This window comes from Curtobacterium sp. WHRI 8282 (genome assembly GCF_040223925.2).
Taxonomy (GTDB): domain Bacteria; phylum Actinomycetota; class Actinomycetes; order Actinomycetales; family Microbacteriaceae; genus Curtobacterium; species Curtobacterium flaccumfaciens.
Genome location: NZ_JBEHCD020000003.1, coordinates 59,527 through 71,786 on the forward strand (window position 1 = coordinate 59,527; position 12,260 = coordinate 71,786).

Consider the following 12,260-nt stretch of genomic DNA (forward strand, 5'->3'; position numbering starts at 1 on the left):
CAACTCAGGGAGCTCCGATGCACATCCGCACCAGACGCCGTACCGCCGAGGGTCCGCTCGTCGGGCTGGGTCCGCTCGCGTCGGCTCCGGTCGTCGCGCTCGTGGTGGAGGCGCTCGCCGGGTGCAGCGGCGTCGAGCGCGCGGAGTCGCCTGCGCCGTCAGCTGCGACGTCGACGGTGTCTGCGTCTCCTTCAGCAGCTCCGACGATCACCACCCCGACGGAGGCCGACCCCGTGCACATCACCATCGAGCTCGACGGCGAGACCCTGACCGGCCGGTTGACCGACAACGCGACGGCGCGCGCGCTGGCCGCTCAGCTGCCGGCGACGCTGACGTTCGGCGACTACGGCGGCCAGGAGCAGATCGCCCGGCTCCCCACGCCGCTCGACACCACCGGCGCCCCGAGCACGAGCGATGCGCCGGCAGGCACCATCGCGTACTACGCGCCGGACCAGTCGATCGTCCTGTACTACACGGACGTCGGCAGCTTCTCGGGGATCGTGCCGATCGGCACCGTCGACGACGTCGGAGCGGTGCGCGACCTGCCGTCCGGCGCCGCCACCGTCCGAGTGCGCGGCTGACGGGCGTCCGTCCCTTCTTCGCAGCCTCGTCTTCCCCTCCCCTCTCGAACAGGAGCCACACACCATGACCGGGACCAGCACCTTCCTCATCACCGGCACGAGCCGCGGGATGGGCACCGACTTCGCCCGGGCCGCCCTCGACGCCGGGCACCGGGTCGTGGCGACCGGACGCGACCCCGAGCGGGTCCGCGCCGTCCTCGGCGACCACGAGCACCTGCTCGCCGTCGCGCTCGACGTGACCGACCCGGAATCGGTCCGGGCCGCCGTCGACACCGCGACCGACCGGTTCGGCGGCGTCGACGTCCTGGTGAACAACGCCGGGAGCTTCCAGGCCGGGTACTTCGAGGAGATCTCGGCCGAGCAGTTCCGTGCGCAGATGGAGACGAACTTCTTCGGAGCGCTCGCCGTGACGCGCGCCGTGCTCCCGGTCATGCGACGGCAGCGCTCCGGGCACGTCATCAGCATCAGCTCCACCGCGGGCATCGTCGCCGGCGCCGGTGGGAGCGCCTACTCGGCGTCGAAGTTCGCGCTCGAGGGCTGGATGGAGGCCCTGCACGACGAGGTGGCACCCTTCGGCATCCACACCACCGTGGTCGAGCCCGGCTTCTTCCGCACCGACCTGCTGGCCGAGGGCGACTCGACCTTCTGGGGCGACGTCGTGATCGACGACTACGCCCCGCTCTCGGCCGGGTCGAAGGAGTTCTTCCGCGGCATGCGGGGCAACCAGTCCGGCGACCCCGCGAAGCTCGCGCAGGTGCTGCTGACGCTGATCGCGATGCCCGAGCCGCCGCTGCGGTTCGCCGCCGGCGCGGACAGCGTGGCGGGGATCGTGCAGAAGGGACAGCAGCTCGTCGAGCAGGCGCAGGCGTTCCCCGAGCTGTCGACGACGCTCGACCTGGATGCGTGACACCTGCCCCTTGCCAACCTCGGCTACGGGTATTAGCCTTTCAGTTACTACCCGTAGCCGAAGGAGCCACGACATGCTCGAACACCTGGACACCGAGGGCGGCACGATCGCCTACGACCTCTCCGGAGCAGGCCCGCTCGTGGTCCTCGCCCACGGCATGGGCGACAGCCGGCACGCCTACCGTTTCGTCGTGCCGGAGCTCGTCGCGGCCGGCTACCGCGTGGCGAACGTCGACCTCCGCGGCTGCGGCGACTCGAGCACCGGGTGGGCCGGCTACGAGCGCGCCGACATCGCACGCGACCTCGTCGCCGTGGCCCGCCACCTCGGTGGCCCGGCCGTGGTCGTCGGGCAGTCCATCAGCGGCGGTGCGGCGACGATCGCCGCGGCGACCGCCCCGGACCTGGTCGCGGGCATCGTCGAACTGGCGCCGTTCACGCGCAAGCAGTCCGTCGACCTGGGCGGACTGCTGCGCAACCGCCGACACCGCGCCGGCACCGTCCAGCTCGCGCGGGTCATGACGAGCGGCAGCCTGCCCGGCTGGCTCGCGTACCTCGACATCGCGGTGCCCACCAAGCCCGCCGACTGGGCGACCGAACGCAGCCGCATCGAGACGACCCTGCGGCAACCGGAGCGGATGGCGGTCCTCCGCGCCATGACCCGCACGTCACCCGCCGACGCCGGCGAGCAGCTGGGTGCCGTCCGGTGCCCCGTGCTCGTCGTCGAAGGCAGCGCCGATCCGGACTGGGCCGAGCCCCGCGCCGAGGGCGAGCGGATCCTCACCGACCTGCCGGACGGCCTCGGCGAACTCGCCGTGATCGACGGTGCCGGTCACTACCCCCACACCGAGACGCCGGCAGCGCTCCTCGCCCTGCTGCTGCCGTTCCTCGCCCGCACGCTGCCCGTCGCAGGTCCCGTTGCCTAGGGCGGGGCTCGACCCGGCGACCGTCACCGAGGCCGCGGCGACGCTGGCCGACGAGATCGGCCTCGCCCAGCTGAGCATGAGCGTCGTCGCCGATCGCCTCGGGGTGAAGGCACCGTCGCTGTACAAGCACGTCGACGGACTCGGCGACCTCACCCGCAGGATCGCGATCCTCGGCGCGAACGAGCTCGGTGACGCGCTCCGCGACGCCATGCAGGGGCGCAGCGGTCGGAGTGCGCTCGAGGCGGCGGTGCAGACCGTGCGCCGGAGCGTCCAGGAGCACCCGGCGCGGTACCAGGCAGCCGTCAGCGTCCGGCCGACCGGTGCTGATGACCCCCTGGCGGTCGCTCTCGGCCGCACCCTGGCGTCCTTCGCCGCGGCGCTCCGCGACTACCCGCTCGACCCGGACGACGAGATCCACGCGCTCCGGGTGCTCCGCAGCGTCCTGCACGGGTTCGCGACGATCGAGGCGTCCGGTGGGTTCCAGATGGACACGGACGTGGATGCGAGTGCCGCGTGGATGGTCGACTTCCTGGATCGTGGCTTCCGTGCCGCGACGACACGGTGACCGCATCCACGGCGGCGCGCCCGTGGAGGCCCGTCGGTCACGACCCGCTCCGTGGTGGCCTGCGGTTCCTGGCGGAGCTCGTCGCGTGGGTGGGCGCCCCCTGGGCACTGTGGCCCCACTCGCCGGTGCTCGCGATCGCCGCCGTCCTGGTCCTCGTCGTGCCGCCGGCGGTGTTCGGGACCCCTGGTGACCGACCCGGCGGTGACCCGCCGGTCGCGGCGCCGGGAGCGGTCACGATCGCGTCGGTCCTCGCGCACCTCGTGGGGGCGGTCGCTGCGGCCTGGATCCTGTGGCCGACGGCGGTCGCGATCGTCGTCACCGTCCTGTGCGTCGCCGTCGTCGTCTCGGAACAGCCACGGTGGCGCGCACTGGTCGGACACGGGCGCTGAGTCGTTCGTAGGCTGACGCCATGGCAGCAGCAGACGAGACCGGTCCGTTCTGGCACGGCACCGTGGCGGCCCTGCGACCCGGGGAGTTCCTCTCCCCCGGTTTCCGCTCGAACTACCGCCCCGACGTCGTGATGAACCACGTCTACTTCACGGCGACCCGCGACGGAGCCGGGCTCGCGGCCGAACTCGCGGCCGAGCTCGTACCCGGCGACCGTGAGCCGCGCGTGTACCGTGTCGAGCCGACCGGTCCCTTCGAGGACGACCCGAACGTGACCGACAAGAAGTTCCCCGGCAACCCGACCCGGTCGTACCGCAGTGCCCTCCCGCTCCGCGTGGTCGGCGAGGAGACCGGGTGGACACGGCTCACCCCGGAGGCGTTGCGCCGGTGGCGGGAACGGCTCGTCGCGCTCCCGCCCGAGGAACGCGGCGAGATCGTCAACTGACCGACGTCAGGCCGCGATGAGGTTCGGGGCGAACCGGCACCAGTAGTCCGTGATCGGCCCGTCGGACTCGCGGATGCCGACCCCGAAGGACTCGCCGCCCACGACCCACGACCCGAGCACCGGGTGGTTGTGCCCGTTCGACCCCGGGAAGTCCGGGAGCTCGTGGTACTGCTGCCACACCCGTTCGGCCCCGGTGCCGGGGCGCCGGTACTCGCGACCGTTCGTCGTGACCGAGCCGTCGGCTCGGTGCACCGCGATGCCGTCGCCCTCGCGCCCGAACACGGGCTTCACGACGAAGTCGCGCATGCCGTTCGGACCGTCCGCGAAGGCCGGCAGCAGGTTCGGGTGGCCCGGGAACAAGCGCCAGAGCGCGACGAGCAGCAGCTTGTTCGACAGGAACATCTTCCACGCCGGCTCGTACCAGCGGCCGAGCCGCCCGCGGTCGCTGACCAGGAAGGCGCCGAACTCCTCGTCGCCCTGCGCCCGGTCGTCCCCGGAGACGAGGTCCTCCCACGGGTACAGCTTGAAGAGGTTGCGGATCACCGGGTACTGGGTCCCCGGCTCGTCCCCGGGCAGCGTGAACACGCTCCGCGACGAACCGGCCGGCTCCTGGTCGCCGACGAACTGGCGGGCGGTCGCGTGCCAGCCGATGTCCTTCATCTCGATGCCGGTGTGCTCCCACCCGGCCTCCCCCGCCAGGTCGCGCATGTAGGCCACCGTGTCCCAGTCCTCGCCCGCCGTGTCGAGGTCGGAGTGCGCCACGAACAGTCGGCCACCGTCCTCGGCGCGCAGGGACTCGTGCAGCAGTGTCCGCCAGCGCGCCACCATCGCCTCGTGGATGCCGTTCCACTGGTCGGTCTCGGCGGAGAGTTCGCCGGTCGCGAGCCGGTCCTGCATCCAGTGCCACTGCGTGACCGATGCCTCGATCAACCCGGTCGGGGTGTCCCCGTTGTACTCGAGCATCTTGGCGGGTGAACCGTCTCCGGCGTAGGCCAGGTCGAACCGCGCGTACAGGTCGGGCTCATCGTGCTCGAGCGACCAGGCGGCGAGGTCGAACCCTGCTCGCGTCAGGCCCAGCGTGCCGAGGGCACCGGTGGCGAGGTACCGCGCGGCTTCGAGGCACATCCGGTGCAGTTCCTCGGTCTGCCGCTCGAGCGCCTCGACCTCCGGCAGCGTGAAGACGTACGCGGCGGTTTCGTTCCAGTACTCGACGGGCGTGCCGTCGTCGCGAACGGATCGCGAGTAGATCAACCCCGTCTGCTGGATCCGGCGCCGCCAGTCCGGACGCTCGGGGAACTCGATGCGCTCCATCAGCCGCCGAACCCACCGTGTCCGCCGGCTCCGCCGAAGCCGCCCTTGGTGACGGAGCTCCCACGGGACGAGACGCCGGCCTTCGCGGTCTTCCCGGCGGGCAGGGCGCTCGTGCCGCCGGAGACCGCGTCCCCCACGCCGGGGACCCTCGTGGCACGGTTGGCGAAGAGCGGCAGGAAGTACCAGCCGGCGTGCCCGCCGTGGTTGTTGCAGTCGTCGTCCGGCAACCGCTTCTCGGTCGCGTTGTCGCGGCAGATCTTCGCGTAGTCGCTGTCGACGCCGGCTCCCTCGCCGCACCCGGTCAACGAGGCTGCCAGGGCTGCGACCACCCCGATGGAGACGACACGGGAAGCACGGCGACGAACACTCACGAAGGGGAACAGTACCGCTCACCACGAGCTGGTGTCCGCGTCGGCACGTCGGCCAGCGCAGACGATCGTCTGGCGAACCAGTACCGTGTGCGGTGGCGGCACCCGCCGCACACCGTCCACGAGAGGGTCGACCATGTCGCGGAGCACCGATCGGGCCCGGGTGGCACCGATCGCCCTCGCCGTCGGAGTCGCGGCGCTCACCGTCGCCCTCGCGCTGCCCGCACCGGCCGCGCCGGGACCCGAGGCGCTCGGGGTGGGGGCATCCGGCGCGCTCGGCACCGCACTCGGCGCGCCGCCCGCGGCGAACAGCACGCACCGGTTCGCGATCAGGTCTCCACGGACGGTCGGCACGGACCGGGTGGTGCGCGTCCGGTTCGCCGGCTCGGGGAGGCCCGGCGCCGTCGTGGTCGTCCACTACGCCGCCCCGGAGAGCCAGGTCGCGGCCGTCCACGTCGCGGAGGTCGAGCCGGGCAGCAGCACCGTCGGCCCGACCGGCCGGTTCGCCTTCACCGCGGCGTTGCCCGAGCTGCCCCGCGGCGCTGAACGGGCATCCTGGAGCGCCCTGCTGATCGACCCCGCGTCACTGGCCGTCATCGGCCGCGTCGAGGGCGTCCACCTCGTCGAGCAGACGGACCACTGACGCCTGCTCCGTGGCCCCGCTCGATGAGAGGGCGCGCAGGGTGCTGGCCGCCGCACCATCCTGCGGTTACGTTCGCTAGACGAACGTCTGGCCAGCATTCAGCGGCGAGACCTGACCACGAGGAGCCCCCGTGTCGACACCCCACCGCACCCCGTCATCCCGACCCGTGTCCATCGCACTCGGGGCCGCGCTGCTCCTGGCCCTCGGCCTCGCCGGCTGTTCCACGGCCGGGTCCGCGACACCGTCACCCTCACCGTCCCCCGCCGCGCAGGGCGACGCACCCGCGGGGACCGACTCGTCACCCTCGGTCGACGTGACCGTCGCCGCGACGTCGCTCGGCAAGGTCGTCGTGGACGGCAAGGGCATGACCGCCTACTACTTCGACGCCGACGTCAAGGACTCCGGCACGAGCACCTGCACCGGTGGATGCGCGACCGCGTGGCCCGCGATCGAGGCAACCACGACGACGCCGAAGGTGTCCGGCATCACCGGCACGGTCGGCACCATCAAGGGCGTCGACGGCGGACGGCAGATCACCATCGACGGTCGGCCGATCTACACCTTCGTCGGGGACGAGAAGGCCGGCGACGTGACAGGGCAGGGCGACAAGGGTGTCTGGTACGTCGTGAACCCGGACGGGACCGAGCAGAAGAAGTAGGCCGGAGGCCCCGGCGGGACGGCAGACATGCCGGCACCGCCGGGGTCAGTTCTCGGCCAGGCCCGGGTCCCCGCCCACGCGCACGGGCTCCACCCGCTCGAGCAGCGCATGCACGCCGGGCAATCCGAGCCCGGTGAACAGCGCCGCCCACAAGTCACGGAGCTGCCCCTCGGTGTCCCGCGTCAACCGCACGCTCGTCCGGGCCCACATCACCCCGAAGGTGGACGTCAGCACCAGGTCCGCCGCACGTGCCCACTCGGGATCGGAGTCCGGGCCGACACCTCCGCTCGAAGCCGACAGGTGCCGACGGACGTAGTCATCCCAGGTGAAGACCCGCGGGATCACCTCCCCCGCACCACGGAGTTCGTGACTCAGCCGGATGGCCCCGGCCGCCACCGAACACCGCATCGCGTCCGAACAGGCGGACGTCAGCATGACGAGCAGGTGCTCGAGCCCCGCGGGCTGCCTGATCCGCGAGTCGATCGCCGCCCAACGCACCTGCTGCCGCTCGATGACCGCGAAGGCGAGCTCGTGCTTGGACGAGAACACGTGGTAGCCGATCGCCGACTTCGGCCGGTCCATGGCGGCGGCCACCCGCGCGAACGAGGTCCCCGCGTAGCCGTGGCTCGCGAACTCGGACGCCGCGGCCTCGATGATCTGCTCGCGGGTCTTGGTCTTCGCCTGCTGCCGCTGGTTCATCGCACTCCTCGGTCGGGCTTTGGTTCATCATACGAACGTCTGACCAGGCATGGGCAGTGGTCACACCGGGGGCGATGCCTCTGATCTCCTCAGGTTCACCATTTCGCTAGACGATCGTCTGACGCGTTGTTAGCGTTCACGCACACCGAGCCGCCCGGCCGCACCGCCACGAACCGAGGAGTCCCATGCGTTCCACCCCGTCCACCCACCGCACCCCGTCGGTCCGCCGACTGACCGTGCTCGCGACCTGCGTCACCCTCGGCGGTGCGCTCGCCGCAGGCGTCCTGGTCCCCGCGCAGGCCGGAGCCGCCACGATCTCCCACACGACGCACACCACGCACACCTCGGCCCAGCCTGCGGCCGTGGCGTTCACCGCCAAGACCTACGGCGGACCCGACCGGAAGAGCTTCACCGGCATCACCTTCGCCGGGACCGGCAAGCCCGACACCCTGGTCATCGTCTACTACGACGCTCCGGGCAAGCCCCGCGGCCTGTTCGACAAGCACATCGCCGAGGTCACGTCGGGGAACGACTTCGTCAGCGCCAGCGGCCACTACCGCTTCACCGCGGCGTTCCCGGACCTGCCGCGCGGGACGACGACGCTGCACTGGCACGCCCGGCTCGCCGACCCGGACACCCTGTCGGTGATCGGACGCGTCAACGGCACCCGCACGCTCGGCTGACCCTTGACCAGCCACGCGCACCCGGCGCTCGTCCGCGCCCTGGCCGTCGCCGTGTCCCTGGCGGCCGTCGTCGGGGCCACCCTCACCTGGGCTCCTTCCGCCTCGGCCACCACGAGCGACCCCGACCGGGTCGCAGCGCCGATCATCGCCGGCACCGAGGTCGGGGTCCCCGGCGGCACCTGCACGGTCGGTGCCGTGCTGGCCGCGAAGGGGTTCCGCAGCCAGTTCACGCAGTACCAGCGGGCGACCCGGTGGGTCGTGCTCGCGAAGCACTGCGCGCCGCTGCAGGCACCCGTGCAGCTCGGCGGTGCGACCGTCGGCAGCGTGGTCTGGCAGTCCGCGGAGTCGGACCTCGAACTCGCGGTCGTCCCGCCCCTGGCGTGCACCCGGGCCCGGGCGGCGACCGGGTCGTGCGACCCGTCCGTCGCGACCTGGACGCCTCGGGCATCGGGTCGCGTGTTCAACCGGGTCGGCGGGGTCCTGGCACGTCCTGCCGTGACCGGCATCGGCCAACCGGATGCCGCTCCCTTCTGCACCAGCGGGGCGTCGAGCGGGCTGCTGTGTTCCTGGACCTCCACGCGTGTGCCGGCAGCAAGCCGTCCCGGCGCGCAGCACCTCGCCGCCGCGCGCGCCGAGGCCGGTGTCGGCGCCGGCATCGAGCCGGGCGACGCCGGCGGACCGGTGATCAGCACCACGAACCGGCTGTACGGGATCATCTCGGGCAGCACGACGACGAGCACGACGGGCTCGACGGTGCTGCTCTACACGCCCGTCCAGCAGGTGCTGACCGAGCTGTTCCGGTACCGGCTGGCCCCGGCGTCCTGAGGCGCGGGCCGCCGAGTGGGCGACTGAGCGCTGCCTCATGACCCGGACACGCCCCGGCCACCTCGCCGCCACACCGCCGACGACCCGCGCCGCGATCCTGCGGGGAGCCGGACGCCACCACGTCCGGCTCCCCACGACCCCCGGGTCCTGATCAGATCGAGGTTCCCCGTGTCCCCGCTCCGCCACTCCCCACTCACCCGCTCCCCACGCCTCCACTCCCCGCGCACCACCCGCGTCGCCGCGACCGCCCTCGTCGGCTTGGCCGTCGTCGCCTCCGCCGCGTTCTCCGTCACCGCCGCCCGCGCCGACGACACCCTGCAGCCGGCGTTCACCGCCGCCGACCACCCGATCACCGACGTCCCCGGGCTGGTCAACGGCCGTGAGCTCGCCGCGGTCCACGGCCGGGCCGGTCAGACCGTGAACGCCCCGCGGCTGATCCGCTCCGAGTCACTCGACAAGATCACCGCGGCCGGGGCCACGACCCTGGCCGACGAGTACCACGTCGACCTCGTCGTCGACCTGCGCACGCCGTCCCAGATCGCCGCGAAGCCTGACGTCCCGATCCCCGGCGCACGACACGTCGACATCTCGATGTTCGGCGCGGACGGCGACTACAGCGACGACACCGCGATGTACCACGACCTGGTCGACAAGGGCTGGGTCGACCAGGCGACACCCGGGTCGATGATCACCGCGTACCGCCGGGTGCTCCGGATCCTCGCCACGCACACCAGCGGCACGGTCCTGATCCACTGCTCCCACGGCATGGACCGCACCGGCACCGTCGTGGACCTGCTCGACCGGGTGCTCGGCGTCGACAGCGCGGACATCCTGCACGACTACCTGCTCTCGAACACGCAGCTCGGGGTGACCTGGGCCACACCGCAGCTGCTGCAGGGCACCTTCGAGCAGGACATCGCGACCGAGTACGGCGGCATGGGCTCGTACCTGAGCGACACGATCGGCGTGACGAAGCACGAGGCCGCCGCCCTGCGCGAGCGCTTCCTCGTGTCGAACGACCCCACCGCGTCCTCCATCACGGTCGCGGGTGTGCGCGTCCACCTGCCCGCCGCTGCCTCGTCGCAAGGCGCGACGGTCACGGCCCCGGTCCGGACGCTGCGCGCTGCGGACGTCCACGTGCACACCACGAACCCGAACGCGGTCACGAGCGTGCACGTCTCCGGGCGGACCGCGCACATCACCGTGACGGCCCAGGACGGCACCACGACCAAGGGGTACCGCCTGACGGTGCGGCACCCGGCGACGAAGCGCTAGTCCGGCACCGCCGCCGACCGCCCGCGCGCCGCGCCGGCGGTCGGCGTGACCAACTGTTCACCACCACCGTCGTCCGTTCCGGGCATCCCTCCGGCTACCGTGACACTCGTGCAGTCCTCCAGACAACGGCGCCCGCGGTGACCGGACACCCCGCCGTCCCGACCATCCACGACGTCGCCGCCCTGGCCGGTGTGTCGAAGTCGGTCGTCTCCCGAGCCCTCGCCGGCGCGTACGGCGTGGCTCCGTCGACGACCGAGCGGGTCAAGCGCGCCGCCATCGACCTCGGCTACGTGGCGAACGCCAACGCCCGCGGCATGTCGGCACACCGCACGCACACGCTCGGGGTGTTCGTCCGCGATGCCTCCACCCCCTTCTACGGGCACCTGCTGACCGCGTTCCAGCTGCAGGCCGCGGCGCGCGGGTACCGCGTCGTCACCGCCACCGGTGCGGGGTCGTTCCCGGTCAGCGAGGAACGCCGGGCGTTGGAGACCCTGGTCTCCCTGCGCGTCGAGGGGCTCATCGTCTGCAGTGGCGCCCTGCCGATCGCCGACGTCCTGCCGTTCGCCCGGCGCATCCCGACCGTGGTCTCCGGGCGCCCCGAGACGAACGATGCGGTGAGCAGCGCGTACTGCGACGAGCGCGGCGGCGGACGCGGGCTCGCCGACCACGTCGCCGACCTCGGACACCGCCGCGTCGCCGTGCTGACGGTCGCACCGACCGGGTCACTGACGCAGTCGGCACGCACCGACGCGATGGTGCGCCGGCTGCGTGCGCGCGGCGCCGAGGTGCTCCGGATCCGCTCCGAGGACCACGGAGCGGATCCCGAGGACCTCGACTCATTCGTCGAGCAGGTCCTGCGGGCCGGTGGCGTGACGGCGATCATGGCACCGAGCGACCGCTGGGCCGTCGGCGTGCTCGAGTCGATGCGCCGCCGCGGCCTCCGTGCGCCGGACGACCTGTCGGTCACGGGCTACGACGGGGTCGCCCCACTCGCCACCGAGCTGCTCGGCATCACCTCGTGGAGACAGCCGCTCGGCCTGATCGGCCGCCTGTCCGTCGACGACGTGGTCGACCAGATCGACGGCCGGTCGACGGGCGTGACCCACAACGCGGTCGACGGCACCCTGGTACCGGGCCGGACCGCCGCCCGGGTCTGAGCGCCGAGCGGAGCGACGAGAACGGCCGACACGGCGCCGCCGACATCCATCGTTCACCGTCCCGTCACGGACCGACGGGTGAGATCCGGGCCCGTCCGGTCGATCATGGGGAACGTTCCCGATCATCGGGAACGTTCCCGATCATCGGGAACGTTCCCCATCCCCGACCACGGACGGACCCATGCCCCAGAACGTCACCGCCAAGCTGCCGCGCGACCCGAGCGACCCGTACCGCCACGGCATCTACCTGCGCCCGGACGCCCGCACCTGCCGAGCCGTCACGGTCGTCACCGATCAGCTCCGCGCGCAGTACGGCCTGCTGTCGGCCGGCGCCTTCCCGCCGCACGCCACACTCGTCGGCAGCCAGCCGTTCGGCAGCCACGAGGACCAGGTCATCGCGGCCGTCTCGGCGCTGCTCGACGGCCGACCGGGGTTCGACGTCCACAACGCCGGCGTCCGTGAACAGGGCATCGGGTTCGTCTACGACGTCGCGACCCGACCCGACGGCTCCCTCAACGACGACTTCGTCCGGCTCGCCGCCGACATCGAGACCGTGGTCGCCCCGTTCCGGCAGCCGATGCAGGTCCCGCTGGCGAACGACTACGACCCGGAGCAGTACCGCGCGCACCTCTCGCTCGCCTCGCACGACCTGTACGGCCGACCGGACCTGCACGACGAGGTCGGCGCGTTCATCCGCGAGCTCGACGTCGACGTGCCGACCGGGTTCCGCGGCGACACCGTCGTGCTCTACCGCACCGCGAGCCCGGACTGGTCCGGTCGCTGGTGGCAGACGATGACCTGGGAGCACGTCCACACCTGGAAGCTCGCCTGACC

General features: G+C 72.3%; 16 protein-coding genes. 13 read left to right on the plus strand and 3 right to left on the minus strand.

What is annotated here, in order from left to right:
* Positions 1–17 precede the first annotated feature (17 nt).
* From ABRP24_RS11195 to arr, 6 genes are all read left to right on the plus strand, one after another.
* Positions 18–581, plus strand: a complete 564-nt coding sequence (locus ABRP24_RS11195) for a cyclophilin-like fold protein (RefSeq protein WP_349848224.1) — start codon at positions 18–20, stop codon at positions 579–581.
* A 64-nt stretch (positions 582–645) separates the two neighbouring features.
* Positions 646–1,488 carry an SDR family NAD(P)-dependent oxidoreductase gene (locus ABRP24_RS11200; protein ID WP_349848226.1) on the plus strand — a complete coding sequence of 281 codons (843 nt, stop codon included), beginning with the start codon at positions 646–648 and terminating at the stop codon, positions 1,486–1,488.
* A gap of 73 nt (positions 1,489–1,561) precedes the next feature.
* Positions 1,562–2,410, plus strand: a complete 849-nt coding sequence (locus ABRP24_RS11205; protein ID WP_349848228.1) for an alpha/beta hydrolase — start codon at positions 1,562–1,564, stop codon at positions 2,408–2,410.
* Positions 2,403–2,975, plus strand: coding sequence for a TetR/AcrR family transcriptional regulator (locus tag ABRP24_RS11210; RefSeq protein WP_214527781.1), 573 nt, complete (start codon positions 2,403–2,405; stop codon positions 2,973–2,975). The genes ABRP24_RS11205 and ABRP24_RS11210 overlap by 8 nt, the downstream gene beginning before the upstream one ends.
* The gene (locus tag ABRP24_RS11215) at positions 2,972–3,364 is read left to right on the plus strand and encodes a hypothetical protein (RefSeq protein ID WP_349848231.1); all 393 of its coding nucleotides are present in this window, start codon (positions 2,972–2,974) and stop codon (positions 3,362–3,364) included. Before ABRP24_RS11210 ends, ABRP24_RS11215 begins: the two co-directional genes overlap by 4 nt.
* 20 nt (positions 3,365–3,384) lie before the next feature.
* A complete protein-coding gene (gene arr, locus ABRP24_RS11220; protein WP_232749472.1) occupies positions 3,385–3,807 on the plus strand; it encodes an NAD(+)--rifampin ADP-ribosyltransferase in 423 nt (140 codons plus the stop codon).
* Between the two features lie 6 nt (positions 3,808–3,813).
* Here arr and ABRP24_RS11225 read toward each other — a convergent pair whose 3' ends face one another.
* Together ABRP24_RS11225 and ABRP24_RS11230 are read right to left on the minus strand one after the other, a co-directional pair.
* Entirely contained in the window at positions 3,814–5,118 is a 1,305-nt protein-coding gene (locus ABRP24_RS11225) for a glutathionylspermidine synthase family protein (RefSeq protein ID WP_349848233.1), read from the minus strand.
* Positions 5,118–5,489: a tRNA-dihydrouridine synthase gene (locus tag ABRP24_RS11230; protein ID WP_152377983.1), complete on the minus strand. Its 372-nt coding sequence runs from the start codon at positions 5,487–5,489 to the stop codon at positions 5,118–5,120. Before ABRP24_RS11230 ends, ABRP24_RS11225 begins: the two co-directional genes overlap by 1 nt.
* Before the next feature lie 133 nt (positions 5,490–5,622).
* Between ABRP24_RS11230 and ABRP24_RS11235 the strand changes: the two genes are divergently transcribed.
* Positions 5,623–6,129 carry a hypothetical protein gene (locus ABRP24_RS11235; RefSeq protein ID WP_349848235.1) on the plus strand — a complete coding sequence of 169 codons (507 nt, stop codon included), beginning with the start codon at positions 5,623–5,625 and terminating at the stop codon, positions 6,127–6,129.
* 130 nt (positions 6,130–6,259) lie between these two features.
* Complete coding sequence (locus ABRP24_RS11240; protein WP_349848237.1) at positions 6,260–6,787, plus strand: hypothetical protein; 528 nt, start codon at positions 6,260–6,262, stop codon at positions 6,785–6,787.
* Positions 6,788–6,832: 45 nt separating this feature from the next.
* Here ABRP24_RS11240 and ABRP24_RS11245 read toward each other — a convergent pair whose 3' ends face one another.
* Positions 6,833–7,486 (minus strand): TetR family transcriptional regulator, encoded by a 654-nt coding sequence (locus ABRP24_RS11245; RefSeq protein WP_349848239.1) that lies wholly within the window; start codon positions 7,484–7,486, stop codon positions 6,833–6,835.
* 185 nt (positions 7,487–7,671) lie between these two features.
* On the opposite strand from ABRP24_RS11245, the gene ABRP24_RS11250 reads away from it, so the two are divergent.
* The 5 genes from ABRP24_RS11250 (at position 7,672) to ABRP24_RS11270 (ending at position 12,258) form a co-directional block, all read left to right on the plus strand.
* Positions 7,672–8,169 (plus strand): hypothetical protein, encoded by a 498-nt coding sequence (locus ABRP24_RS11250; RefSeq protein WP_349848241.1) that lies wholly within the window; start codon positions 7,672–7,674, stop codon positions 8,167–8,169.
* Positions 8,170–8,172: 3 nt separating this feature from the next.
* Positions 8,173–8,994: a trypsin-like serine protease gene (locus ABRP24_RS11255; protein ID WP_349848243.1), complete on the plus strand. Its 822-nt coding sequence runs from the start codon at positions 8,173–8,175 to the stop codon at positions 8,992–8,994.
* A gap of 168 nt (positions 8,995–9,162) precedes the next feature.
* Positions 9,163–10,269 carry a tyrosine-protein phosphatase gene (locus ABRP24_RS11260; RefSeq protein WP_349848245.1) on the plus strand — a complete coding sequence of 369 codons (1,107 nt, stop codon included), beginning with the start codon at positions 9,163–9,165 and terminating at the stop codon, positions 10,267–10,269.
* Between the two features lie 137 nt (positions 10,270–10,406).
* Positions 10,407–11,426, plus strand: coding sequence for a LacI family DNA-binding transcriptional regulator (locus ABRP24_RS11265; protein WP_349848247.1), 1,020 nt, complete (start codon positions 10,407–10,409; stop codon positions 11,424–11,426).
* Between the two features lie 181 nt (positions 11,427–11,607).
* A complete protein-coding gene (locus tag ABRP24_RS11270; RefSeq protein ID WP_349848249.1) occupies positions 11,608–12,258 on the plus strand; it encodes a heme utilization protein in 651 nt (216 codons plus the stop codon).
* Positions 12,259–12,260: the final 2 nt, after the last annotated feature.